The 25,586-nt window shown below is 57.3% G+C and carries 18 protein-coding genes; 9 read left to right on the forward strand and 9 right to left on the reverse strand.

What is annotated here, in order from left to right; all coding sequences use genetic code 11:
* Positions 1-558: 558 nt before the first annotated feature.
* Positions 559-1,176 carry a DUF2771 family protein gene (locus CCHOA_RS02800; RefSeq protein ID WP_123926595.1) on the reverse strand — a complete coding sequence of 206 codons (618 nt, stop codon included), beginning with the start codon at positions 1,174-1,176 and terminating at the stop codon, positions 559-561.
* Between the two features lie 118 nt (positions 1,177-1,294).
* On the reverse strand, positions 1,295-2,182 hold the full coding sequence (locus CCHOA_RS02805; protein ID WP_245992181.1) for a glutaminyl-peptide cyclotransferase: 888 nt from the start codon (positions 2,180-2,182) through the stop codon (positions 1,295-1,297).
* 732 nt (positions 2,183-2,914) lie between these two features.
* Here CCHOA_RS02805 and CCHOA_RS02810 point away from each other — a divergent pair.
* Positions 2,915-4,399, forward strand: a complete 1,485-nt coding sequence (locus tag CCHOA_RS02810) for an NCS2 family permease (protein WP_123926597.1) — start codon at positions 2,915-2,917, stop codon at positions 4,397-4,399.
* A 423-nt stretch (positions 4,400-4,822) separates the two neighbouring features.
* Positions 4,823-5,680, forward strand: a complete 858-nt coding sequence (locus tag CCHOA_RS02815; RefSeq protein ID WP_245992182.1) for a TrmH family RNA methyltransferase — start codon at positions 4,823-4,825, stop codon at positions 5,678-5,680.
* 137 nt (positions 5,681-5,817) lie between these two features.
* On the opposite strand, the gene CCHOA_RS02820 is transcribed toward CCHOA_RS02815, so the two are convergent.
* The 3 genes from CCHOA_RS02820 to serC all read right to left on the reverse strand — a co-directional run bounded on the left by CCHOA_RS02820 (position 5,818) and on the right by serC (position 9,653).
* Positions 5,818-6,693 (reverse strand): DUF6928 family protein, encoded by an 876-nt coding sequence (locus CCHOA_RS02820; protein WP_123926603.1) that lies wholly within the window; start codon positions 6,691-6,693, stop codon positions 5,818-5,820.
* Between the two features lie 66 nt (positions 6,694-6,759).
* Positions 6,760-7,947 (reverse strand): septation protein SepH, encoded by a 1,188-nt coding sequence (sepH, locus tag CCHOA_RS02825; RefSeq protein WP_123926606.1) that lies wholly within the window; start codon positions 7,945-7,947, stop codon positions 6,760-6,762.
* A 563-nt stretch (positions 7,948-8,510) separates the two neighbouring features.
* Positions 8,511-9,653, reverse strand: coding sequence for a phosphoserine transaminase (serC, locus tag CCHOA_RS02830; RefSeq protein ID WP_123926608.1), 1,143 nt, complete (start codon positions 9,651-9,653; stop codon positions 8,511-8,513).
* A 387-nt stretch (positions 9,654-10,040) separates the two neighbouring features.
* Between serC and CCHOA_RS02835 the strand changes: the two genes are divergently transcribed.
* The 3 genes from CCHOA_RS02835 (at position 10,041) to CCHOA_RS02845 (ending at position 13,819) form a co-directional block, all read left to right on the forward strand.
* Positions 10,041-10,976 carry an aldose 1-epimerase family protein gene (locus tag CCHOA_RS02835; RefSeq protein WP_164472359.1) on the forward strand — a complete coding sequence of 312 codons (936 nt, stop codon included), beginning with the start codon at positions 10,041-10,043 and terminating at the stop codon, positions 10,974-10,976.
* A gap of 506 nt (positions 10,977-11,482) precedes the next feature.
* Positions 11,483-12,781, forward strand: coding sequence for a citrate synthase (locus CCHOA_RS02840; RefSeq protein ID WP_164472360.1), 1,299 nt, complete (start codon positions 11,483-11,485; stop codon positions 12,779-12,781).
* A gap of 678 nt (positions 12,782-13,459) precedes the next feature.
* On the forward strand, positions 13,460-13,819 hold the full coding sequence (locus CCHOA_RS02845) for an FKBP-type peptidyl-prolyl cis-trans isomerase (RefSeq protein ID WP_123930697.1): 360 nt from the start codon (positions 13,460-13,462) through the stop codon (positions 13,817-13,819).
* Positions 13,820-13,997: 178 nt separating this feature from the next.
* Here CCHOA_RS02845 and CCHOA_RS02850 read toward each other — a convergent pair whose 3' ends face one another.
* Positions 13,998-15,218 carry an NAD(P)-dependent malic enzyme gene (locus CCHOA_RS02850; RefSeq protein WP_123926618.1) on the reverse strand — a complete coding sequence of 407 codons (1,221 nt, stop codon included), beginning with the start codon at positions 15,216-15,218 and terminating at the stop codon, positions 13,998-14,000.
* 278 nt (positions 15,219-15,496) lie between these two features.
* Positions 15,497-17,167 (reverse strand): carboxyl transferase domain-containing protein, encoded by a 1,671-nt coding sequence (locus CCHOA_RS02855; RefSeq protein ID WP_123926621.1) that lies wholly within the window; start codon positions 17,165-17,167, stop codon positions 15,497-15,499.
* A gap of 248 nt (positions 17,168-17,415) precedes the next feature.
* On the opposite strand from CCHOA_RS02855, the gene CCHOA_RS02860 reads away from it, so the two are divergent.
* Positions 17,416-18,279, forward strand: a complete 864-nt coding sequence (locus CCHOA_RS02860; RefSeq protein ID WP_123926624.1) for an aldo/keto reductase — start codon at positions 17,416-17,418, stop codon at positions 18,277-18,279.
* Positions 18,280-18,530: 251 nt separating this feature from the next.
* Here CCHOA_RS02860 and CCHOA_RS02865 read toward each other — a convergent pair whose 3' ends face one another.
* On the reverse strand, positions 18,531-18,680 hold the full coding sequence (locus tag CCHOA_RS02865) for a transposase (RefSeq protein ID WP_164472361.1): 150 nt from the start codon (positions 18,678-18,680) through the stop codon (positions 18,531-18,533).
* A 351-nt stretch (positions 18,681-19,031) separates the two neighbouring features.
* Entirely contained in the window at positions 19,032-19,439 is a 408-nt protein-coding gene (locus tag CCHOA_RS11180) for a transposase (protein WP_377739264.1), read from the reverse strand.
* Between the two features lie 374 nt (positions 19,440-19,813).
* On the opposite strand from CCHOA_RS11180, the gene CCHOA_RS02875 reads away from it, so the two are divergent.
* The 3 genes from CCHOA_RS02875 to CCHOA_RS02885 all read left to right on the forward strand — a co-directional run bounded on the left by CCHOA_RS02875 (position 19,814) and on the right by CCHOA_RS02885 (position 25,202).
* Complete coding sequence (locus tag CCHOA_RS02875) at positions 19,814-22,447, forward strand: HAD-IC family P-type ATPase (RefSeq protein ID WP_123926630.1); 2,634 nt, start codon at positions 19,814-19,816, stop codon at positions 22,445-22,447.
* A gap of 755 nt (positions 22,448-23,202) precedes the next feature.
* A complete protein-coding gene (locus CCHOA_RS02880; protein WP_123926633.1) occupies positions 23,203-23,547 on the forward strand; it encodes a DUF485 domain-containing protein in 345 nt (114 codons plus the stop codon).
* A 2-nt stretch (positions 23,548-23,549) separates the two neighbouring features.
* Positions 23,550-25,202 (forward strand): solute symporter family protein, encoded by a 1,653-nt coding sequence (locus CCHOA_RS02885; protein ID WP_123926636.1) that lies wholly within the window; start codon positions 23,550-23,552, stop codon positions 25,200-25,202.
* The last annotated feature ends 384 nt before the right edge of the window (positions 25,203-25,586 follow it).

Consider the following 25,586-nt stretch of genomic DNA (forward strand, 5'->3'; position numbering starts at 1 on the left):
ACAGCGTTGAAGCAACCAAGCTGGAACGCGATTCTGCAGTCCACCGTGTACCACCTGTGGTGCACAACAATCACCCATCGCATCCGTAAACGGTGCGACACACGGTGGCGGCAGTGGTGGGGTGCAACGGCGCACCGTGTTACTTCGTGAAAAAAATTTTCACCAAGCGGGGCATCCCAACCGGTTGCCACAGTGTGAAACGCTAGGCGCGGACGACAGCCGCGAGCACAAAAAAATAACCTCCCACCGTGGCGCCGGCTAATACCGGCGCTCGCGCAAATTGTTGTTGCGGTGGGAGGTTTTTCGTTGCCGGCTACCCTGCGGCAGCAAGCAGTTAGGCGATATCAATGGGACAGCGCTTGCGAGGTCGTCTACCCGGTCGAATGAGAAGTGTGCTTTTTTTTTAATGGCGGCAAACAGCGCTGCGCGCCGCTGAGTGACGCACAGAGCAGCGTTCGAGCTGGCCTTGCAACCCGCCGGGCGTAGTTTTCCACGGGCGGGGTGAGAGCTGAAAGCCATCGGGAGTGTTGTGCGATGTGCCGCCAGAATCGCGATGAACTATTCCGACGAAGTGGCTGAGGAAGGCGTGGCAGATGCGGGTGTTCTATCCGTTTCCGGCGCCGGAGACGAGACTGCACCATCGAACTCGGGAAGTTCATCAACGGTGTGCAGCGCCCACGTCACCGAGTAGGGTGATTCTTCCCCTGCATCGTTAACTCCCACGATCACCGCAGTCACCTCGGCAACCAGCAGGGTTGGGCGGGCTTCATTGTCGGCAAGTGGTTCAACTGATCCAGGGATATTGACTGCAGCAATTTCGCCGGGAGCAAACACCTGCTCGGAAGAAGCAGCTGGATTGTCATAAAGCAACAACAGCTTCCACTCTGAATCCTTAACCTCCCGGGGAACCTTTAATGAGGCAGTTTCCTCCACTTTGATTGGCACAATAGTGGGATCCTGCACCGCACAGTCGGCGCCCAGCTCACACACTGCATAAGGGGACAACACGGTTTCCCCGTCATCGGTGGTGACTGTGACTTCCATGGCAGAAATATCAGTTGGGCGTGAATTCCACCAATGTTGGAATCCCACGGATGCAACCACCACCACAATGACTGCCACCAGCAAGATCATCAACTGGGTGAGGTTGTTGTTAGTTCGCTGCTTTGCCGCCATACACGCATCCTTGAGTTGGGTTGGGTCGATCAACGACTCACTAGAGTACTGCACACACAATAGCTGCAACACAGGCCGTCAACGGTTGGACAGTGTCATCATCGTTGACAACTGGTCATCACTCGTGGGCAGGCTCCTCGGTGAAACGCACACGATACAGTGTTGGCCAGAGCTTTCCTGTGACATAGAACTCGTCACTGCCGCTGATACTGGCGACCCCGTTTGCGACCGCGTTGTTATTGTGTTGCACCGACTCGGGGTAGAGGCTGCTGATGTCCGCCACCCCAGTGACTTCTCCGCTTGCTGGATCAATCGTCACCACATATGGGGTCAGCCACACATTGGCTCGCACTATGCCGTCGGTGCAGTCCAGTTCGTTGAGCTGATCGATCGGCTCACCGGCCAGGGTGACGGTGAAAGTACGCAGCTCGGCGAAGGTTTCCGCATCGCGGACAACCAGGGTCGATGTGCCATCCGAGGTCAGCAGTGTGTGTGAAGTCTCGTCATAACACACGCCCCAGCCTTCGCGGGGATTGTCCACCGTGGAGCGCACCGTTAAGGTTTCTAGGTCCCGCAGATAAGCAATATGGTTACGCCAGGTAAGTTGCCAAATCCCGGCTGGAGTAACTGCCACGCCTTCGCCGAACTCATCATCAGCTAACGCTACTTGCACCTGTGGCGCCGCACCGGGGGTGGTGCGTTGAATGGTGGATTTTTCATACAAGCCACTGCCAATGACAAGCATTTGCCCGTCAGTATCAAGTCCTTGTGTAAACAGCTCAGCGTCGAAGGGATAGCGTTGCACAACCTGCGGGTATTGATTGACATGCTGGGCTAAACGTTGCTCCTGGGTGGCTAAATCAGGTCGGCTTTCCTGCGCGGATGAGGAACTTGCTGCCGTGGGGAATTCAGCTACAGTCAGGGCGTTGGTACAGCCGGATGTTGCAGCGGCTATACCCGCCACAGTAAACAGTAGTGACGTCAATATTCGGCGAGTGTGCTTCACAAGATCCCTTCCCCATTACGGCGCGGAGGCAACAGCATGCACAGTGTAGCTGAGAGCATTGCACAGGTTTGTGCAAGGGTTTCTCACAGCCGCAACCTTGTGCGAGCATCATCGGTGGGATGGGGTGGCAGCGTGCAGCAGTGCACTAACCCCAACCGGGGCAACTTGTTGCCGGTCAAGTTGCAGATCGTATCCGACCAATGAGACAGTAGCCCTGCAACGTTCCATGCGTCATACCCGTCGAACGTGGTGCCTGCCATACGGGGAGATACCCTCGCCTGGTGTGAGGTTGTACCCCCGTGGAGCACGTCGAGCCCTTTGCAGTGTTATCAGTATTTTCACAGCATGTGTGCAGAGTGCTGAGGTTAAAGCAGATCCTGGTGGTCTCGGTTTCCGACAGGTGCTGCTTGGTTACGACGAGTTTTGACGCACGGGACACAGGCCAGCTTTTAAGGGGCGGCCTGTTGCAACGAGCAGTACTCCGTGTGCCACCATGCACCAGCATCTTTTTTCTGGCTACACAGAAACACTACTCGGGGAACAACATTTCAATAGTGATGCTGTTGCAAACGTCAGCAGACAACCACAGCTAACTGCGGTAAACAGAATCGACCCTCCCGTCGAAACCCTTGCGTATTTTTCTCATCGCCGGGTTTTCATTGGAGGAAACCCTGCCCCGCAGCTAGTCCCAACGCTGACCGGCAGCCGTTGAAGCAACAATATGTGAAGGCTATGAACGCGAAACAACGAAGTGGTTCGGCAACCGCCGCACCGGCTACACCAACCGGTGGACTGGATCGGTACTTTTCCATTACCCAACGAGGCTCCACAGTCGGCACCGAAATTCGTGCCGGCGTCGTGACCTTCTTCGCGATGGCCTACATCGTGATTTTGAACCCGCTCATTTTGGGCACCATCGCCGACGTGGATGGGAATTCCCTCGGCACCGCGCGGGTTGCTGCGGTCACCGCACTCGCCGCCGGTGTCATGACCATCGGATTCGGACTTATTGCCCGCTATCCTTTCGGTATCGCCACCGGGCTGGGGATTAACACCCTGGTGGCTGTCACCCTCGTCGCCACTAAAGGACTGACCTGGCCTGAAGCCATGGGCCTGGTGGTTATCGACGGTATTGTCATTGTTATTTTGGCCGCCTCCGGGTTCCGGGTGGCGGTCTTTAATGCTATTCCGCACGATTTGAAAACCGCTATGGGCGTCGGCATCGGCTTATTCATCGCGATGATTGGCCTGGTGGACGCCGGCTTTGTGCGCCGACTTCCAGACGCCGCAAACACCACCGTGCCGGTGGGGCTTGGTATTGGCGGCTCGATCGCCTCCTGGCCAACCTTTGTGTTCTGTGTGGGGCTGGTCCTGTGCGGCATCCTGGTGGTGAAACAAGTCCGCGGCGGGCTGTTTATCGCCATTGTTGCCAACACCATTTTGGCGATGATCGTCCAGGCACTTACCGGCGCCGGACCGTCGTTCGTCGACGGCAAACCAAATCCTGCCGGCTGGTCGCTGGCTGTGCCGGAGCTCCCGGACGGTTTAGGTTCGCTGCCGGATCTTTCCCTGGTTGGCCAAGTCGACCTGCTGGGCGCTTTTACCCGCATCGGGGTGCTGGCGGCTTCACTGCTGGTGTTTACCCTGGTGCTTGCGAACTTCTTCGACGCAATGGGCACCATGACCGCTCTTGGTCGGCAAGCGAACCTCACCGACGCTGAGGGGAATCTACCCGATATGAAACGCGCCCTGATCGTTGAAGGTGTCGGCGCAATCGTGGGTGGTTCTGCTTCCTCATCATCCAACACGGTGTACATCGACTCTGCGGCAGGTATCGCTGACGGTGCCCGCACCGGGTTGGCCAACGTAGTTACCGGTTTGCTGTTTTTGGTTGCGATGTTTTTCACCCCGCTCTATGAGATTGTTCCCATTGAGGCGGCCGCCCCAGTACTCGTCGTAGTCGGGGCGATGATGATGGCACAAATCAAAGACATCAACTTTGCCGACTTTTCCGTGGCACTGCCAGCATTCCTCACCATCGTGGTCATGCCGTTTACCTACTCGATTGCCAACGGTATCGGCATCGGCTTTATCGCCTGGGTGTTGATGGCAACCGCCGCCGGACGGGCGAAACAAGTCCACTGGCTGCTGTGGCTAATCAGTGCTCTGTTCCTGCTGTACTTTGCGATCGATCCAGTCTTGGGTGCGATCAGTTAACCAGTAGGTGTTGAGGGCAAAACATGAGATAGCATCTGCCCCCGTCTGAAGATAGTCGCTGCCTGAACGACACCGGCATGGTGACCTGCACACCCCTCTTACACAGGGATGGTGTGTGGTCATCATGCCGGTGTTTGTTTTTTCGGCAAGATAGATAAGGGACAGGGCGCCGTGCACACCACTTGGCGGCGCGCCGGGCATGGCAGGGGAAGCAGGCTAACCCCTGCACGTTGCGGATAGTGAAGTTGTGGCCGCACCGGTGGCGCGGTATGTTGTACCGCTCCAGTGTTGTCAACGACGCCAACGGGCATGCGTTTGGATTGTCGCTTGGCACAGTTGTGCGGTGCTTCGCCGGTGGATCCGCAGTGCAGCGATGCCTTGTGGCCTGTCGGCTTGGTGTGTGCGGTGGCATACAATAGCGTTGTGCTTGCCCCGATACCGATTGATGATCCGCTGGATCCTCGCCTGGATGATATTCGTTCACTCAACAGCTCTGACCGTCGCCCTGATCTTCCTGGCGGGAAAGGGCTCGTTATTGCGGAAGGAACCCTCGTTGGTGGCAGACTTCTGCAATCCCGCTGTGCGCTTAGCAGTGTGGTAGGTGTGCCGGGCAAACTTGAGCGGCTCCTGGCTGACCCTGTTGCCGCCGCGAAACTCACCGAAGCTACGGTGCCGGTGTATTCCGTGTCCCGGGAAGTGTTGGCGCAAGCTGTGGGCTTCGATGTGCACCGGGGTTTATTGATCACCGCGCACCGGCCGAAGGCACTTGATCCGGCCGACATTATTGCCACTGCCCGTACGGTGGTGGTGTGTGAAGGGGTGGGGGATCACGAAAATATTGGTGCAATTTTTCGGAATGCGGCAGGACTTGGGGTCGATGGGGTGCTATTTGGGGCGGGATGCGCCGATCCGTTGTATCGCCGTTCGGTGCGGGTTTCGATGGGGCATGTGCTAACTATTCCGTTTGCTCATTTTCATCCTCGTCCCACTACTTGGCAGCGGGACTTGGCCGGGTTGACTGCCGCCGGGTTTCGGATTGTGTCATTGACACCGAACCCGCAGATGCCGCTGCTGCGCGAGGCACTCGTCGATAGCGATGGGGCACCGTTTGCCAAGATTGCGCTGATGGTAGGGGCGGAAGGTCCGGGGTTGAGTGAACATGCGATGCGGGCATCAGATATTCGTGCCCGAATCCCGATGGCGGCAGGAACTGACTCGCTGAATGTCGCAACGGCTGCCGCTATTGCCTTGTATGAGCGGCAACGCAGTCTTCTTGGGTAACCAGGTAGTTGACACTCACCCCGAATACTGTGTGCAGGGGAATCGGCGTGATCGTGCGCAGAGGTGGGAAAACACGCTATCGCAGCGCCACGGGCTGCCACGTGCCTGCTGACAACCTTACGGGCGTTGGCTTGTTCCTACCGTTTGCGATGCTTCCAGGCCTGATACAGCGATCCGGCGATGCTTCCCACCACAGCTGATGCCTGTTTCACCCCGCTGACAAGTGTGTCTTTGATAGGCAGGGAAGTATTCGGGACTTCCTGCAGGGGACGTTCATAGTCGTCGTAGTCGCGGTCGGCGGGATGAAGCTGAAGTTTTTTCGCCGATGATTCGATAAGGTGTTCCATCGAATGTTTCGCGCGTGGGGCGGCAACTTTCGGTTCTGGCCGACCGTCGACGGCGAACGCGGACACAAACAGGGATGGCCCTTGGGCGTCGACGGTGAATCCGAGCCAATGCTGATGGGCGGCGGTGACAAAATCGGTTGGTGCAAATGGCAAATCGAGGGGATCATCCGACGGCGGGGAGACTTCACCGGCCCACAGTGGCTGTTCAAAAGGTTCGGGAAGGCCGACATCTTCATACACCCGGTTGCGTTTCGCGGCGAACAGTCGCTGGGGTTGAAGATCCCCGCCGGCGGCGGAAAAATGTGCACAGCCGGCATAGCCGGTGGTGGTGTTCACTGCGAAAATGTAGACGTCTTCCGCCGGTAGTGAATGCAACAGTCGTGGGTCGATCGTGGAAAGCTCAAGGATGTCGTCCCGGACGGTCTGCACCATGGTGACGTGCGGATAGCCGGCAATATAAAACTCGTCCGCGGAGGCTGGCACCGACCGGTTGAGGGGGAATTGGCCAATGGGGGTGATCGGCCAGCGGGGATTAAGCTGGGCGAGATATTTTCGCCCGAATCCGCGGTCAGCATGGGTGCCTGAGGTCACGGCTGCTAAGGGCTGGTCGGTGTTGACAAACCACAGGGTGACCACTGTGCCCGGGTTTGGCATCCGTGAGGTCATTGCTATCGTCAGCGCCTTTCTAAGGGAACACGTGCCAAGCAGGGAGGAACCCTGTGGCGAAAAACATTAGCGGCGGGGTGGTTTCTTCGGACGAACACCAAGAAGAATATCTTCCCAGTTTGGTGTTTCGGCACGCCGTTTGCGGCGTTGTTGTCCAGCGGACTCCCCGGTGTCGGGGATGAGAAGATCTTGGCCTTTCACCGTTTTGGTGGAGGTGTTGCGTGGCCGCAATTCGGTGACATTGGCGGGGGTGTCCGCAGCGGTTTGTTCAGCTGCAGCGCTATCGGTGGCTGCTGCATCGGGAGTGTGCAGGTGGGGCTCTGGTTGCCGCTGTTCGGTGGGACGTTGCATCAGCCGGGCAGCTTGCGGGGTGAGTTCCCCTAATATGATGGCGGCCTGTTCATCGCTGATCGGCTGGCTGGTGGTTGGGGGTTCGGTGATAGTGCGTGCCAGAGGATTATTTGGCAGGGCTGCAAGGGTGGCGCCTTCATGGTCTTGGAGCACCCATTGGGCAGGCTCGTCGGTGTTACCAGCCCAGGTAACTGTGGTGACCCAGCGTTGTTCCACATCGGTGAACGCATCCCAGTGGCCGTCTTCCGGGGTGAGGTGCAGCCCAACGAGATAGGTGTCAACGACTTCTTGGAGGGTGAGCCGAGCCGGGCCGTCGCCGCGCACCGGCAGGGCAAGTTTGGCTTTGCCGAGTTGGTTTTTCCGCTGGCGCAACACTGGTACAGCAAAAGCTTTGATCCGTTCCGGGGAGACCCCGGCACGTGCCGCCACATCGCTGACCCGTTCACCCCGCCGAATACGTAACTGGATTTCCCGCGGGCTGATATTTAACGGCATTCGCGGGTCGCGTGCGCGCCCCGTCCGGGGGGCTGGTGCAGGATTGGATGGTTCAGGGGTGGAACCAGCTGGTGCTGGAGCTGTTTCGCTGCTGTGTGCGGGAGTGTTCGGTGTAGGCGAAGTGTCCCCGCTAGCAGCGTCCGCCCCGGTGGCAGCAGGAGTGTCGGTGGTGCCTGCAGTGGGGTCAGGGTGACCGGCGGCAGTATCCACCGCCAGGAGTGTGCGAATCTCGTCGGTGATGGGCAGCACAAACTGCTGTGGTGGCGCCGCTGGTGGGGCATCATCACCGCTGTTATCACTGGTGTGTGGTGCGGCGGCGGTGTGTGAGGTGTCGTCATCAGCGGCGACAGGGGTGAGCACCAGCTGTTCCGCAGTCGACGACTCGGCGATAATTTTCAGCTCAACCATGGTCACTTCAGCTCCTATCAGCAGCGGGCGATAGTCACAAGCACGCCGTGCACACGAGTGCGTGCAACATGCGGTGACAGTGGTGTCATCGCCGAAGCGGGACGCAACTGCATGTCCAGGGCAGTGTTGCTGGCGGCTAGCTTTTTACTGTATCGCAATTTGGGCTACATGTACGCCGACGGCGCGCCACGGGGGCAATGTGTCCACCCGGATATTTCCCTGTTCCCGCCGGGATGCGGACTGGTTTGCGCCGGAACACTCTATTCGGTGGCAGGGAAGAGCCGTGATCTTGCGGTGCAGAGGCAGCCCAACACTGCTGCAGGTGAGATGGCGGCAGCAGTGCGAAAGAATAGCGCATTCGAAGCTGTGCTGAGTGTGGTGCACAACCTGCACAGCGCAGTATTTACCAGGTGATTGCAGCGAAACGGTGCACGTGCAGGGATGCCCCCGCACGTGCACCGGGATATGTTGCAGGATCAGCACTGTGATGGGTGCAGCACGCAGCCAGCAAAGTCACCTTGTACAGAAGGGATCATCGTCGGTGGCATTGCAGCAATCGGTGACTAGCTGCGGGTGGCCTGCGCGGCACCGGCCTCGATGACCGCATCGATGCATTTGGTCAGTGCAGCAATATCAGCCGGGTCGATTGCCGGGAACATGCCGACACGCAGCTGGTTGCGGCCAAGCTTGCGGTACGGTTCCACATCGACAATACCGTTTGCTCGCAGCACCTTCGCTAACTGTGCGGCATCGATTTCGTCGGCAAAGTCGATGGTGCCCACAACCAGTGAACGGTTGGCTGGATTGCTCACAAACGGGGAAGCGAGTGGATGCTGCTCCGCCCAGTTGTAGAGAATCGAGGAAGATTCCGTGGTGCGCTCCACCATGCCAGGCAGCCGACCGTGCGCATTCATCCACTGCACCTGGGCGTCCATCATGAGCAGGGTGCCCACCGCCGGGGTGTTGTAGGTTTGATTTTTGCGTGAGTTTTCCACCGCAGTCTGCAGGTTGAGGAACGCCGGAATAAACCGATCGCTGGCGTTGATGTGGGCGATGCGTTCAATCGCAGCCGGACTCATCGCCGCAAACCACAGGCCACCGTCGCTGGCGAAGCATTTTTGCGGCGAGAAATAGTAGACATCGGCTTCCCGCAGGTCGACCGGCAAACCGCCGGCACCTGAGGTGGCGTCGATCACCACGAGTTGATCGTCGGCGCCGGTTGGACGCTCCACCGGCACCATCGCCCCAGTGGAGGTTTCATTATGTGCCCAAGCAATCACATCGCAGCCCTCCATGGCCTGCGGGGCAGGGGCATGTCCAGGATCGGCGGCCACAACACACGGTTCCTCTAACCACGGGGCTTTCGCCGCAGCAGAGGCAAACTTTTGAGAAAACTCGCCGAAACTTAAATGCCCCGAGCGTTTTTCGATCAAACCAAAGGTTGCAGCATCCCAAAACGCGGTAGCACCACCCAAGGAAAGCACAATCTCGTAGCCTTCCGGCAGGGAGAACAATTCAGCCAGCCCTTCCCGCAGGGAGCCCACCACATTTTTTACTGCCGGCTGCCGGTGAGAGGTGCCCATGATGGTGCGGGCACCCTCATTGAGGGCAGTGAACTGTGCTTCCTGGGTTTTCGACGGCCCGCACCCGAATCGGCCATCGGCAGGCAACAAGGACGGATCAAGCTGCAACAATGCTTCACTCATGGATTTTTGGCTACCTTCTGTTAGTGGTGGCGATACAAACGACTATCCCCGCACGTTGTCAGCATCTGCATCCAAGAAAGCACATGTTCTGCTGGCCGCGACGGATAGTGACTAATACTCAACCACAACTTCGCTGTTGCTACCGGGAAATAGGCAGGTGGTTTTGCTGGAGATGCACTTTGAAAACGTGCCTGGATTCCCTCTCGAAACGGGCTGCGAAATAGCGATTGTCCAGCTGGAATATGGCCACGTTGGAGGCGGGGATGGGGCAATGGCTACAAGGAGTAGGCGCAGGGATTGACGTGTGCAAGGCCACAGTGATGTTTACCTACTCGCGGACGAAAGCCCTAGGCGATGCCCCCATCGGCGGGACTACTATCCAAGAGTATGAGCCATGAACAACCCAACCAGATCGCTGATATTGCTCTTACTGCCGGCGACTATGCTGCCAACATCAACCCCTGCGGGGCGGGGCTGCGCGCCTTGACCTATCAGGGGCGATCCCTAACCGAAACTTATCCGGTGGGGGCGAAACCGCCGATGAAAACAGGATGCGTGCTTGCCCCTTGGCCGAATCGCACCGCCGATGGGGTGTTTGATTTCCGCGGCACCCTCTATCAACTGCCTGTTAATGAGCCTGCCCGCAACAATGCGATTCACGGCTTGGTGTTTGCCAAGGACTTCACCGTAGTGGAGCACACCACTGATGCTGTTTCGCTTACTACCACTGTTGACGAACCGTGGCCGTGGCCAACTACGATCACCATGCGCTACCAACTCGCGGCGGAAACCGGGCTGACTATTACCGCGACCGCGACAAACACGGGCAACACCGCCGCCCCATATGGCATTGGTCTGCACACCTATCTCAACGCTCAAGGTGCCGCAGTAGACGACTGTGCGCTCACCATGCCTGTTCAAGCCCGCATTCCAATGGATCCAACACGCTGTTTGCCTTGCGGTCCGGCGATCCCGGTAGGCGAAGATCGCCTCGGATCGTTTGACGATCGGCTGCTGCGCGGAGTGTGGATGGACTATCCCTTCCATCCGCTGACCCCAAATGAGGCTGGTGAATATGTGTACACGCTGCATCATGAAGGCCGCGGTGTGCAGCTGATTTGTGACCACAACTATCGCTGGGTGCAAGTATTTACCGCCGATCCGGACCATGGCCAGGCGTTCCCTGATCGGGGCAGGGCGGTTGCAGTAGAGCCGATGACCTGTCCACCGAATGCGTTGCGCACCGGAGAAGATCTCATTGTGCTGGAACCCGGGGCGACGACGACTGCTGTCTGTCGAATGGTTGCCTACGAGCGGGGGTAGTGAGGAGGTGGCTGTCGGCTGCCTGTGGGGGAGGGTAAGTCCTGTGATGGCCACCCTGTCGGCGCTGAGAGTGCCTGCTATCACTTCTTGTTTTCACCAGGTAGTAGGCCTCATGGTGCGATCATTTCTGCGGCTGCCTGCCGGCTGGGGTGGGGCGGGCGGCGGGGGGAGGGAGCAGAAAAAAATGTGTACTTAAATATGTTTTCTCGGTCACAGGCTTTGCTATCATAAAACGCATGCATCACGGCCAGGCAGCTGGCACGACCTCGTGCCATACTGCAATGTATTGCCGATCTGCCTGAGGTTTATCGCCGTGCCGTATGACCCCTGACTGCTGTGTGGCTGCCTCATATCTGCTCATTGCAACATGAGGCCGGCCATGGTGGAAGTTTGCGCCAAGCAGCGCAACAGCAACCACTATCGAGCACTGCAGCTTTGCGCGAGACTTTATCTTCAGCCAGCGCAGGGGAAGTAAAACGAATACCCATTACTTGGAAAGGGACACCGTGGCTCACGAGAACAAGGACAAGGCCGTACTGCACTACCCTGGTGGCGAGTTCGAAATGGACATTATGCGCGCCACCGAAGGTAACGACGGTATTGTGCTCGGCAAACTGCTGAGCGAAACCGGCCTGGTCACCTACGACCCAGGCTATGTCAGCACCGGTTCCACCGAATCGAAAATCACCTTCATTGATGGCGACAAGGGCATTCTTCGCTACCGTGGCTATGCCATCGAAGACCTCGCTGAGCATGCCACCTTCAACGAAGTCACCTACCTGCTGATCAAGGGTGAACTCCCCACCCAGGAACAGCTGGAAAGCTTCAACTCGGAAATTCGGCACCACACCCTCATCGATGAGGACTTCAAACGCCAGTTCCGGGTGTTCCCCCGCGACGCCCACCCAATGGCTGTGCTCGCTTCGTCGCTGAATATCCTGTCAACCTATTACCAGGACACTCTGGATCCGCTGAACGAAGAAATGCGGGACAAGGCGACTGTGCGGCTCATGGCGAAGGTGCCGATGCTGGCGGCTATGGCGCACCGCGCCCGCCACGGGGAGCCATGGATGTACCCGGATAACAATCTCAACGCCCGGGAAAACTTCCTGCGCATGATGTTCGGCTTCCCGACGGAAGAATACGAAATCGATCCGGTGATGGTGCGTGCCCTCGACCAGCTGCTGATCCTGCATGCCGATCATGAGCAGAACTGCTCCACCTCGACGGTGCGTATGGTTGCTTCGGCACAGGCGAATATGTTCGTCTCGGTTGCAGCTGGTATTAATGCGCTGTCCGGTCCGCTGCACGGTGGCGCGAACCAGGCTGTGCTGGAGATGCTCGACGATATTAAGGCCAACGGCGGTGACGCTAGCGAATTCATGACCCGGGTGAAGAACAAGGAGCCTGGTGTTCGTCTCATGGGCTTCGGGCACCGCGTCTATAAGAACTACGATCCGCGTGCTGCAATTATTAAGAAGACTGCTCACGAAGTGCTCGAGCACTTAGGTGGTGACGAGCTGCTTGATATTGCGATGAACCTGGAAGAGATTGCGTTGGCCGATGATTACTTCATCTCCCGCAAGCTGTATCCGAACGTTGACTTCTACACCGGCCTCATCTACCGGGCTATGGGCTTCCCGACTGACTTCTTTACGGTGCTGTTTGCGATGGGTCGTCTGCCCGGCTGGATCGCACAATACCGGGAGCTTATCGAGAACCCGAAGTCGAAGATTTACCGTCCACGCCAGATTTACACCGGTGAAGCGCTGCGTCCTTTCGTACCGCGTTCCGAGCGTGGCTAATCCACGAATCGCCAAGCCTGTCAGTATGCCGAAAACGCATACGATAGCGCAGCGCTGAGGGGTTGTTCCTGCGGCGCCAAACATGCGCGCCGCGGGAACAATGCTCTTTTCAACCCCATCGCCCCTGCACTGGGAGGCAAACGACTGATGTTTGCCCGACAGCTGCTGGTGGTGATGGGGTTTTTGTTTCCCTGAACACTTGGCGAGCAGCCTGTACCGGTAGTAGGAAGCTGCACCACTGTCTGTATCTGACACGAAATGCACCACGAGACACCACCCGCACAGCATCCTGTGGCTGGGTCGCCGGCACCTCACCGTGCTTCGGTGTTGTGTTTGCTCGCCCGGTATCGACGGGTAGTGGAAAGCTCGAATGGCTTGCCTATCGACCCCAACACCCCGGATCAGACTGGGCGATTTGTTACACTGGCTCGTTGAAGCGTAGCTGTGGCAACCCTGGCAGCACGGTTGGAAACACCAAAAAACTTGGTGTAACTGCCTTGTCGTCTTGTTTCCTGCACCGCCGCCGGACGGCGGAAGGAGTGGTGGCAATCACGCCAGGATGGTGTGTTGTTTGAAAACAATTCACCGCCACAAACCTGCATCAGGATCTGCTGGTGGGGATTGTGGTTGATGGTCTGCAGCTACATGACAACAACCCAGGAAGTGGTGACACGACTAATGGAGATTCCCGCATACGAACCGCAGCAAGGCCCTGCCCCAGAAGATCTGGTGATTGAAGATATCGTCGTCGGCGACGGTGCTGAAGCTGCCCCGAGCGCGGTAGTGAACGTGCACTATGTTGGCTACGACTACGCCACCGGGGAGAAGTTTGATTCTTCCTATGATCGTGGACAGTCCATCGAATTCCCGCTGAGCAACCTTATTGCCGGCTGGCAGGAAGGCATCCCCGGTATGAAGGTGGGCGGACGTCGCAAGCTGGTTATCCCACCAGAGGCAGCCTATGGTCCGGCCGGCACCCCGCATCCGCTGGCCGGACGCACGTTGGTGTTCTTTATCGATTTGATCGGCACCCACTAACAACAACGCCCTGATCCCGGCTGCTGTGCAACGGCAGCCAGCCGGGAACACAACAACAACTCATCCCTGATTGTTCCTTTTGCTTGGCTGCGATATACCTTGCTTTGGGAACAATCAGGGATTGTTGCGTTTGCACGACGCGGTGGCAGCACTGTGCGGTGCAACCCCTTGAGCGAACCTATTTCGAGGCGAGGGCAGCTGCCCGCACAGCAGCAGATACTGCCGGGGCCACCCGCCCGTCGAGCGGGGAGGGCACAATGTGTTCCACATCTAATGCTTCGGCGGCCACATTGGCGATTGCCCGGGAAGCGGCAAGTTTCATCGCCGGGGTGATTTGTTTCGCGCCAGCAGCCAAAGCCCCGTGGAAAATACCGGGGAACGCCAGCACATTATTGATTTGGTTGGGCAGATCGCTGCGGCCGGTGGCAACAATTGCTCCATATTTGTAGGCCAGATCCGGGTCGATCTCCGGGTCGGGGTTAGCCAGGGAGAACAGGATCGGATCGGCTGCCATGGATTGCAGGGCAGCCTCCCCCACATGGCCGCGGGATAATCCGATAAACGTGTCCGCCCCGCGCAAGGCTTCAGCAACACCGCCGGTGATTCGCCGCGGGTTGGTGATCGCTGCCATCTCTTGTTTGATCTGAGTCAATGGGGTGCGATCCGGGTGAATGATGCCGCGGGAGTCAAGCATGATGACGTCGCGCACACCGGCATGGATCAGCATTTTCGCGCAGGCCACCCCGGCTGCACCCGCCCCGGAGATGACCACCTTTAAATCTTTCAACCGTCGATTCAGTAGCTGGCAGGCGTTGCGTAGCGCGGCGGTGATAACAATGGCAGTCCCATGCTGATCGTCGTGCATGACAGGAATATCGAGGGATTCGATAAGTCGTCGTTCAATCTCAAAGCAGCGTGGTGCAGAGATATCTTCTAAGTTGATTGCCCCAAACGAGGGCGCCATCGCCTCAATGGTGTGCACGAGATCATCCACATCGGTGGTGTCAAGCACAATGGGGATAGCGTTGAGCCCGGCGAAGCGGCCAAACAGTTGCGCTTTGCCTTCCATCACCGGCAGGGCAGCTTTCGCCCCAATATCACCCAGCCCCAACACTGCTGTTCCGTCGGAGATAATCGCCACGTTTCGTCCTGCCCAGGTGTATTCCCGGGCACGTTCGGGTTCTTCGTGGATTGCTTCACATACCCGGGCAACCCCCGGTGTGTAGGCGATCGACAGGTCCCGCACGGTCTCTAGGGGGCGGCGGGAGTGTGTTTCGATTTTGCCGCCTTCGTGGGCGGCGAAAATCTCCGCATCGTGCAAATCAGCGAAACTATGGCTGGGGCTGGTTGTTGTGTTGCTTGGTTTGCTGTTTGAGGTGTGTGGCTGCTTGTCAGTCATCGTCGCTTCTTTCCTCGCAGTTGCTGACATCCATGGTCAGATCCTGGATGCATTGCCGCCATAACACCACAACGATCCAGGCAATTGCTTAAAAAGCATAGAACCCTCGCATTCACCGGTCGGCAGGGTTAGCCAATAGTGTGTGCGACGTAACAGCGAAATATCGGCGTGTGTGGGCACCGTTTCACCCCGGTGGCGGCTGTGGCCAACACGCCGGAGAATGCGGTGAAAACGCGGGTGACGACGGCTGCTGCCAACCGGCTTGTAGGGGCTTATTGTTATACGGTGTCCTCCGGGGTGTCGGTGTGAAAACCAGCAAGCTGTTCGTAGCGTGCAAACCGTCTTGCCCGTCCAGCCGTTTCCGGGTGGGCGTGCAGTTCCACAAGCGTGTCGTGGATAACATCCAACACCCGGGCGATAAACGCATCTGGTTCGTCGCTGGCGGAAGGATATTCGGCAATAATCGCATCGGCTATGCCGGCTTGTTGTAATGCTGCCGCCCCAACCTGTTGGCGTTCCATCATTTCAGCGGCATGGTCAGTATCCCGATATAAGATCGCCGATGCACCTTCCGGGGGAAGGGGAGAAAGCCAGGAATGTTCACACACAAGTACTTTGTCAGCAGGCATCATTGCCAGTGCGGCACCACCACAGCCTTGGCCTAAAATAACTGACACTGTCGGCACATCGAGATACACCATCTCCCCGAGCGTTCGGGCAATAGAACCGGCCATGCCTTGTTCTTCAGCTTGGGCTGACATCTCCCCGCCGGGGGTGTCAATGATAGACACCAAAGGCAGGTTGAGTTCGTGGGCCAACTTGATACCCCGACGTGCCATCCGCAGCGCAGCAGGACCTAGCCAGTCGTCACCGACCGGCGGCTGGGTGGCACGATTTTGCCCGATGAGCACCACCGGTCGGCCACCGATACGGGTAAGCAGCACATTGACGGCGGTGGAACGGCGCCCATCCCCGGAGCCTGAAAGTGCTATGGATTGATCGGCGAGCGCAGCAATGATCTCTTGTAGGCCGGGACGATCATCGCGCCGGGTCTGCAGAATCGACTCCCAGGTTGTGTCGCTGCATTTGTTCACCAACGCTGGACGATCGCTGGTTGTTGCGGCCTGTTCAATGGTGTGAGCGGTACGCGGCAGTGCTGTTGCACCTGGATGGCCTTTAACGGCAACTTGTTCCACTGCTGTGTGCCGCCCAATCAGGTCAGTATCGATTGCTGCACAACCAATCGTGTCTTCCCGGGAGTCGCCGAACCCATCGTCGGCAGGAAGCAGCACATCGATGATTTTTTCCATGGCGGCGCGCAACATTTCCGGGGAGACGACCCCGTCGATCACACCGACGCGGGCAAGGTTTTCCCCTGATTGCACTCCTTGCTCGATGGATTCGCCAGTGACTAGCTCCACCACGCGCGGACCTAAGAAACCAAGGAGTGCATCTGGTTCGGCGAAGGTGAAATGCCCCGCCGACCCCCACGATGCCATCACCCCGCCAGTGGTGGGATTGCGCAGATACACCAAAAACGGCAGATGTTCATCCTTGTGCTTGTAGACCGCGGTGGTAATCGACACCATGAGGGTAAACCCGAGGGTGCCCTCTTGCATCCGGGTGCCACCGGATGCAGGGGCGATGAGCAGCGGTAGCTTATCGGCGGTTGCCCGGTGAATAGCAGCAATAATTCGGTGTGCAGTAGCTTTCCCGATGGATCCGCCGAGGAAGGAAAATTCGGAGACAATACACGCCACGCGACGCCCATCGATGGTGCCGCAGCCGGTCAACACTGCCTCATCACACCCGGATTTTTCCCGCGCCCGCGCTAAGATTGCAGCGTAGTCGGCGGAGATCTCCCCATAGTCCGGTGGGGTGTCCCATGAGATGAAACTGTCAGTGTCAAGGGTGCGTGCGATTAATTCCCGGGCATGTAAGTGACTCATATGTTTAACGTAGCCGCCAACAGTGTCCTCAGGTGCTGTTTTTCACGTTACCGCCCCCAAAGTGTGGCAGGACAAATGCAACCCGCTCAGGATGGTCAATACCTTTAAGTGCATTGCTTTCGCACATGCGTCACAGTGCACGGCGACCGTGAACCACACACAACATCTACGCGGAAGAACCCATGATCCAGTGGGGCGGGTCGGTGAAGATCTGACATGATCGCGAGGAAACGTGTTGAATAGGAGTCATGACTGAAAATAAGCAACTTCATGTGACATTGTCTGATGGCACTATCGTGCCGCAGCTCGGATTCGGCACCTACAAGATGCGCGGCGACGAGTGCTACAAGGCTGTTCGCCACGCCATCGAGGTGGGCTACCGGCACATCGATACCGCGTCGCTCTACAAGAACGAAGAAGAAGTCGGTCGTGCCATTGCTGATGCGATCAAGGCCGGTGACGTGGCGCGCGACGAGCTGTTCATCACGACGAAACTGTGGCATGACTCCCACGGTCGACACGAGGCCGAACAAGCCTTCCAGGTTTCGAAAGAAAAATTGGGACTGGACTATATTGACCTCTACCTGATCCACTGGCCGGTTCCGCATTTGGGCAAGTTTGTTGAAACCTGGGAAGGACTAATTAACCTCCTCGGCTTCGGCACTGTACAAACCATAGGTGTCTCCAACTTCTACCCGGAGGCAATCGACGAGCTGATTGCGAAAACAGGGCACACACCAACCGTCAACCAAGTCGAGCTACATCCTGGCTTCTCGCAGGCTGAGCTGCGGGACTATCACCGCCACCACAATATTGCGACCACCGCGTGGTCGCCGATTGTTCGCGGCTCGGTGTTTGATCATCCGACAGTGGAGAAGATCGCCGAGGCGACCGGGCGCACACCGGCACAGATTGTGCTGCGCTGGCATATGCAGCTGGGCAATATTGCGATTCCGAAGTCGGCTACCCCAGAGCGTATTGCAGAGAACTTTTCTATCTTCGACTTTGAACTCACCGATGAGCAGATGGCCGCGATCACCGCTCTCGACAGTGATGACACTGTTACTGGGCGTTTTGGCCCCGATCCTCGGGAATTCGGAAACGACTCATAGTTGGGTGCGATTGTTGCCAGCGCTGAGCGCGGAAAAGTCACTCCTTACTACGTTCCTCGGCTATTTGGGGTTATTAAAAAGCGATACGTACCACCAATCCACTAGTGCATGGTGATTGCAGTAGGCAATTGTGGTGGAACACGGAAAAATAGTGCCCCGAGGCTGTTGATGGCGATGAGAGTTTGCTGGATCTTCACTGTTTAGAGTGCGTCCAGCCATCCCCGGAGTTGTCCGGCATGGAGCAACGATCTTCAGATGTAGTGGACTAGGCTCTGGAACCCTAGGGCGGTACCCCGTAGGTGTTCCAGCCGGCCATTGATCGCTTCGACGGGACCGCTCGATAGCTCATGATTGAGGTACGCCAGAATATCCTCGCTGTACTTGTTCGTCGTCCTTCCCAATACCCGCAGCTCATCTCAAGCCTTTCGGTACCCCGGAGGCGATCGAGTCAATGACGTCTGCCATCAAATGCTTGTCGCGGTTGCGATCTCGCAAGCTTCTTTGCAGCCACAATCTTCCTCGTGACTGACCAGATGATCTCCACACATTGGTGACGCTCATCAACAAACAACCCCTCAAGCAGGGTGACCTGTTTTGCACTTGAGCAGTGGTGCCCGGGGCAGTAGTGGTCGCTGTTTACGATAGAGCACATCACCCTTCCGTCCCCTGTGCGCTGAACGTTTGCTGCTGCACGCGTTGCCTGGTTTTTGTTGATTTGTTCCCAGCGAGGTGTACCACCTGGAAGGGATCCATCACCTTAACAGTGTTACGGTAATTGTGTGTTGCAGGCATTGGCATAGCCTTCTGAATCCATCCATGGCCACGACCTCCACCTGGGTACGGAACTGCTCGCCGCGTGCTTGTAACCACTGGCCACTCACCTCGGTACTCCTGCCTGGCAGCATGTCCAACAGTCGTGCTGCTACCCAAGTGTGCTGGTCACTGATGGCCGCATCGGTGAGGGTTACCCCCAGGTCAAAGGATCGAACCAGGTTGTCCGCGATGTCGGATACTCGTTTCTGGTGTGTGTGAGGCTGCTTGTCGAGGAGGTCGACTGTGGGGATCTGCTCGTCGTGGTGATGGTCGGTGTAGACCAGCTGTGGATCCCCGTTGGAGATGGCGTCGACGGTAGCTGGGATGGTGATCGTAGTACCAGCGATCCAAGGTCCTTACTTCCTTGTGGTTGCTGGTCTTGCGATGTACATCCTGCCTGGAACAAGTACCGTCTTCGTGTCTCGTTGTGTTGGTGGTGGGGGCGCAGTAGACCTGGGGTTTTTCAGGGATCTGCTACTAGGTGTCGCACCCCAGGGTTGGGGTAGGTTTTGTACCCCCATGCACTCACTTTTGTGCAGAGCCACTTAAAGCTTGCCGGTTCGAATATCCAGAGCACCCCAGCGCGAGTAGGCGGTGGGGTACGGGGCACCTGCGAGGATGACAACTTTTCCGCATGCTCGTGCAGGGAACGCCCCTAAAAACCTCTTGCCACGATCAGGTAGCTTCAAGGGCACCATTTAAAATAGTCACCATGCCGGAGATGACAGTTCAGCAAGCTACTTTTACTACACCCCGCACTGGGCTGACCAAGCAGCAGGTGGCTTCCCGCACCAAGCAAGGCCACGTCAACGTTGCCGTAAGAAAAACCGGTCGCCGCACTGTCGATATTATCCGCAGCAATGTGTTCACCCGGATTAATGCGATCTTGGGCGTGCTGTTAATTATTGTCATCGCCACCGGCTCACTCATTAACGCAGCGTTCGGCTTGTTGATCGTGGCAAACTCGGCTATCGGTATTATTCAAGAAATACGGGCTAAGAAAACACTCGATAAATTAACCATTTTGGCCGAATCGAAGATCAGGGTAATCCGTGACGGGCGCGTCGACCAGATTGAGCGCGACGAAATTGTCATCGATGACCTGATCGATATCGGGCCTGGTGACCAACTCGTTGTTGATGGCTTTGTGACAGATGCTGATGGGTTGCGTATCGACGAGTCGCTGCTGACTGGCGAATCAGATTCCATTGTGAAAAACCCGGGCGATCCACTGTTGTCGGGTTCTTTTGTGAAGGCGGGCTCCGGCAGCTATCAGGCGACTGCTATCGGCTCAGATGCATATTCGGCCAAGTTGATTGCCGAAGCGGGGAGGTTCACGCTCACCGGCTCACAGTTGCAAGAGGGGATCAACAAGATCCTCTCCTATATTACTTGGCTGCTCATTCCCACTGGTGTTTTGACGATTTGGTCGCAGTTGTCCCGTTCCGGGGCGCCGCTGAAAGAGGCGGTGTTGTCGATGGTTGCAGCGTTGGTTCCGATGGTGCCTGAAGGCCTGGTCTTGATGACGTCGATCGCGTTCGCAGTGGGTGTGGTGCGCTTAGGGAAACATCAAGCACTCATCAATGAGCTTCCTGCTATCGAGGGACTTGCCCGCGTTGATACGGTGTGTGCCGATAAAACGGGAACACTGACCGAAAACACCATGGTGGTAGATCGGATTGTCAGTGTTGCTGATCCGCATCAGGCTCCTGTTGCACTGGTAGGTCCTGGGACAACTGAACTGCCAGTCGCTGAGATTATTGCGGCAATGGTGCTGGCCGATAGCCACCCCAATGACACGATGCAGGCCATTGCAGCGTTTACACATTCGTGGGTGGATTCGCCTGGCCTTGTGGTGGGGGAGACGAAAGAACAAGCTCCGTTTGATTCGTCGTTGAAATGGTCTGGTATTAGTACCGGTCTTGCCGGATCCTGGGTGTTAGGGGCACCAGATGTGCTGCTGCGCCGGGACGATGAGGTTGCGGCGATTGCTGAAGAAATTGGTGCGCAGGGGTTGCGGGTGCTGGTTGTCGGCTTTGTTCCGGATGGTTTGGCGGCGTTACGCGAGACGCCGGGGGATGCTGCCTGTGATTTGGTGTCGCCACAAGCACTGGTGGTGTTGGCGCAAAAGGTCCGTGATGATGCGGAAGCTACGTTGGACTTTTTCGCCCGCGAAGGGGTGGAGACGAAAATTATCTCCGGCGATAATGCGCGCTCAGTTGCGGCGGTTGCTCGCAGTGTGGGGTTTGGTAAGCCCCTGCGGCGGGTGGAACTTTCTAATTCTCCTGCACCGCACGTGGTGCCTCCTGCACACGACTTTGATCATGGTGCTGTTACTGCGCAATCGCAGGCTGGTCGATCCCGTGGCACGAAGACCTCATCCGAATACATACAACATTGTGCAGATAATCTTGGGGCAGCTGAGGATATCGCTGCGCTTGATGCGCGTGATCTGCCGGCGGCAAGCGATCCGCGTTTTGCAGATCTGGTTGAGCGTCATTGTGTGTTTGGTCGGGTGACGCCGCAACAAAAACGCGATATGGTGCTGGCCTTGCAGGAGCGCGGCAAACAGGTCGCAATGACTGGTGACGGGGTCAACGATGTGTTGGCGCTGAAAGAGGCGAATATTGGTGTTTCGATGGGCTCTGGTTCGCCGGCAACCCGGTCGGTGGCTCAGGTGGTGCTGCTCGATAACAGTTTCGCCACGTTGCCGTTGGTGGTCGCGGAGGGGCGGCGAGTTATCGGCAATATTGAGCGGGTCGCTAACCTGTTTTTGACGAAAACTATCTATTCGGTGGTTTTAGCGCTGGTTATTGGGGTGTTGGGGATGAGTTTTCCCTTCCAGCCGATTCATGTGACGATGGCGGGCTGGTTCACGATTGGGATTCCGGCGTTTGTGTTGTCGCTGGCTCCGAATCATGATCAGGCAAAACCAGGCTTTGTTTCGCGGGTGCTGCGGCTGTCACTGCCGGCAGGCATCACGATTGGGGTGCTCACTGTGGTGTTTTGGGTGATGCACAATCCGGGTGAAGGCGTAAATCCCCTTCTGGAGCGGCAGGCGGCAACCGCTACCTTGTCGGTGATGCTGGTGATGGCAGTGTGGGTGGTGGCTGTGGTGGCGCGGCCGTATCGACCGTGGAAAATTGGTCTGATTTTGGTGTCTATTGCGGCTTATGTGTCGATTTTCATTACTCCGTGGACGGCGAAGGTGTTGCTGCTGGATCCGTCGAATATGCCATTGATGTGGCAGGCGCTGCTGTTTGGCGGCTTCGGGGCGATCATTATTGAGGCGTCGTGGTGGATTGGTGCTCGTCGTTGGGGAAGGCCTGCAGTGTGGGATCGCGCCGCCGGGTAGCCATATAAGGAGGGTGGAGTGTTCGTACATAGAACTGGAGGGGCGCAATAGCTCTTCGCGACGCAGCCATACGGCGGGCAGTATCCCCGCCAGCGGGGAAGTGGGGTAAACCGGGGCTTGGGGGCTGGGTGTCGGATAGGTTGTAAGAGCGGGGAGCGGGGGAGGACACGGTTTCTTTTTTTAAGGATTGCGTCGTCGTCGCCGGTTTCGCAGGGGTGTGGGTGGGGGCGTTTAGGGGTGCTCGTCAGACGGGATTGCTGAGTTTTTTGGGCGGTTTTCGGAGGGCTGTGCGGGGTGGCATTGAGGGAAATATAAGTCCCCATTTACGGATCCGCAGTAGGGAAAGTAGCTGCCCAACTGGGATGAGTACTTACCTTGGGGGTGAAATGAGCAGACTTTTTGGCCCATACCCATCTGTATCCACACTGCAAAAGGGGGCGTGTGCCCGCTTATAGCCCTAATGTGGGGGTAATTTGATGCATTGTTGTCGCTGTGGTGCAAGCCACACTGTAGGGTAGTGATTTGTAGTTGTGAGGTGCGACACTCCCTGCGGTGATGCCGATCACTCTGTGTGATTGCTGTGGAACGCAGGGAAGTCGCACCCCCACATGCCACACCCCACCAATGAAAACGATCCCGACGATACGAGTCACCTGTAGCAAACACAGCAACCCATATCGCCGCCATCAGGTGGGGTACGAAACGACACACACCCGATGTGTTTCGATAAACCCCAATGCGAGAGGTGATGGACGATGAGTGCAGCTCCACCCCCCGGCGTCCGGCGGCGCCAACCCACCGCGGCCGAATTCCGCGAAATGCAACACGACCCCGAATTTTTGGATCTGAAAAAATCCTTCCGGTCATTCGTGTTCCCAATGAGTATCGCGTTCTTCCTGTGGTACGTGCTCTACATCCTGCTGGCGATCTACGCCACCGACTTCATGTCCAAGCCGCTATTTGGCCACGTGAATGTCGCTTTAATCATGGGGGTGCTGCAATTCGTCACCACGTTTGCGATCACCGCCATCTATATTCGCTTCGCCAACGCTTCGATTGAGCCGAAGTCCACCGCGATCCGTACCCGAATGGAGGGCTAGTGATGGCACCATCTACCGCAATCTTGTCGGCTGCTGCCACCAGCAACACCGGCAACCCGTTGTTGAATATCACAGTGTTTGCCGTCTTTATTATCGTCACCATGGCGGTGGTGATGCGCGCCGGGAAAACAACCTCCGAAGCCAGTGACTTCTACACTGGTGGGGCAAAGTTCTCCGGGCGGCAAAATGGTTTGGCTATTGCCGGTGACTACCTGTCGGCGGCGTCCTTCCTCGGCATTGTTGGTGCAGTTGCGCTGACCGGCTATGACGGATTCCTCTACTCGATTGGTTTCTTCGTCGCCTGGCTGGTTGCCCTGCTGCTCGTCGCCGAGCCACTGCGCAACACTGGTAAATTCACCATGGCTGACGTGCTGAGTTTCCGGCTCAAGCAGCGCCCAGTGCGGCTTGCTGCAGCGTTTGGCACCTTGGCTGTTTCACTGTTCTATCTCATCGCGCAGATGGCCGGCGCTGGTTCGCTGGTAGCGGTGCTGCTCGACATTCACGATGAAAAAGCCCAAGCAATCGTGGTCGTTGTCGTCGGTATCATTATGATCGCCTACGTGCTGCTTGGCGGCATGAAGGGCACCACCTATGTGCAGATGATCAAAGCTGTGCTGCTGGTCTCCGGTGTGGTCATTATGGCTGTGCTTATCTTCCTCAAGCTTGGCGCACTGAACTCCATCTTTGATGCGGCGATCGCAAACTTCGGCAGCTCCGAATATGCAGCAAAAAATGGGCTTGACGGTTCAGCGATCCTCGACCCAGGTCTGAAATATGGCAAGACAGCCACCACGAAGCTCGACTTCCTGTCCTTGGGGTTGGCGCTGGTGCTTGGTACTGCTGGTCTGCCGCACGTGCTTATGCGCTTCTACACGGTGCCGACTGCAAAGGAAGCTCGCCGCTCAGTGACCTGGGCGATCGTGCTCATCGGTTCCTTCTACCTCATCACCTTGATCCTCGGCTACGGTGCTGCTGCACTGGTAGGCCCGGATCGGATTCTTGCCGCCCCCGGTGGCGCGAACTCGGCAGCCCCACTGCTCGCCCTCGAGTTGGGTGGCTCCTGGTTCATGGCAATTATCTCCGCGGTGGCCTTTGCAACCGTGCTTGCCGTGGTCGCTGGCTTGGCGATTACCGCCTCCGCGTCGGTGGCCCACGATATTTACCACTCGATCATTCGCAACGGCCAATCCACCGAAGCCGAACAGGTGCGGGTTTCCCGAATCACTGTGGTGGTCATCGGTGTGCTGTCGATCATCCTGGGTATTTTGGCGATGAGCCAAAACGTTGCCTTCCTGGTGGCGTTGGCGTTCGCAATCGCCGCCTCGGCAAACCTGCCCACCATCTTGTACTCGCTGTATTGGAAGAAGTTCAACACCACTGGTGCGCTGTGTTCCATGTACACCGGTCTTGGTCTGGCACTGCTGCTGATCATCTTCTCCCCAGCAGTCTCCGGCGACGCATCCTCGATGTTCCCGAACCACGACTGGCACTTCTTCCCGCTGCGCAACCCGGGTCTGGTATCCATCCCAGGTGCATTCATTGCAGGCTTCATCGGCACCATGATCGGAAAGCCTGATAACTTCGACGATCTGCAGGCCGAAATGGAAGTTCGTTCCCTCACCGGTGTCGGTGTGGAAGCGGCAGTCGACCACTAATATTTGCTGCCAGACGGCGGCAGACCCGGCGGCAAGGCAAGTTCGATGATCCTTTCCCCGCAGGAACCCCGCCACTAGGCATCACTAAAAAAACTCACCGCCCGCGGCAGCTGGTATCCCACCAGCTGCCGCGGGCGAGCTATAACCGTTGGCTCAATCTGCTTGAAAAAACGAACCTTTCAGTTCCCAAGCCAAGATTGAGCCAACGGTTTTCTCTTGCTTCTTTCGGGCTTGAGTGCTCCAGCAAAGATCCAGCGTCAAAGTGATGCGGCCGCTGGCGATCATGTCACAGCTGGAAATCATTCCACCGGCACCGCTTGCGGATGTTGCAACCAGCAGACCAAATCCGATTAGTTGAAGAGATCACAGACGAAACTTTTTTTC

Source organism: Corynebacterium choanae, from assembly GCF_003813965.1.
Classification (GTDB): Bacteria; Actinomycetota; Actinomycetes; order Mycobacteriales; family Mycobacteriaceae; genus Corynebacterium; species Corynebacterium choanae.

Bases quoted from the DNA above. Each gene is read 5' to 3' on its own strand.
- CCHOA_RS02800 (WP_123926595.1), bottom strand. From the start codon at position 1,176: ATGGCGGCAAAGCAGCGAACTAACAACAACCTCACCCAGTTGATGATC.
- CCHOA_RS02810 (WP_123926597.1), top strand. From the start codon at position 2,915: ATGAACGCGAAACAACGAAGTGGTTCGGCAACCGCCGCACCGGCTACA.
- CCHOA_RS02820 (WP_123926603.1), bottom strand. From the start codon at position 6,693: ATGACCTCACGGATGCCAAACCCGGGCACAGTGGTCACCCTGTGGTTT.
- sepH (WP_123926606.1), bottom strand. From the start codon at position 7,947: ATGGTTGAGCTGAAAATTATCGCCGAGTCGTCGACTGCGGAACAGCTG.
- serC (WP_123926608.1), bottom strand. From the start codon at position 9,653: ATGAGTGAAGCATTGTTGCAGCTTGATCCGTCCTTGTTGCCTGCCGAT.
- CCHOA_RS02835 (WP_164472359.1), top strand. From the start codon at position 10,041: ATGAGCCATGAACAACCCAACCAGATCGCTGATATTGCTCTTACTGCC.
- CCHOA_RS02845 (WP_123930697.1), top strand. From the start codon at position 13,460: ATGGAGATTCCCGCATACGAACCGCAGCAAGGCCCTGCCCCAGAAGAT.
- CCHOA_RS02850 (WP_123926618.1), bottom strand. From the start codon at position 15,218: ATGACTGACAAGCAGCCACACACCTCAAACAGCAAACCAAGCAACACA.
- CCHOA_RS02855 (WP_123926621.1), bottom strand. From the start codon at position 17,167: ATGAGTCACTTACATGCCCGGGAATTAATCGCACGCACCCTTGACACT.
- CCHOA_RS02860 (WP_123926624.1), top strand. From the start codon at position 17,416: ATGACTGAAAATAAGCAACTTCATGTGACATTGTCTGATGGCACTATC.
- CCHOA_RS02875 (WP_123926630.1), top strand. From the start codon at position 19,814: ATGACAGTTCAGCAAGCTACTTTTACTACACCCCGCACTGGGCTGACC.
- CCHOA_RS02880 (WP_123926633.1), top strand. From the start codon at position 23,203: ATGAGTGCAGCTCCACCCCCCGGCGTCCGGCGGCGCCAACCCACCGCG.
- CCHOA_RS02885 (WP_123926636.1), top strand. From the start codon at position 23,550: ATGGCACCATCTACCGCAATCTTGTCGGCTGCTGCCACCAGCAACACC.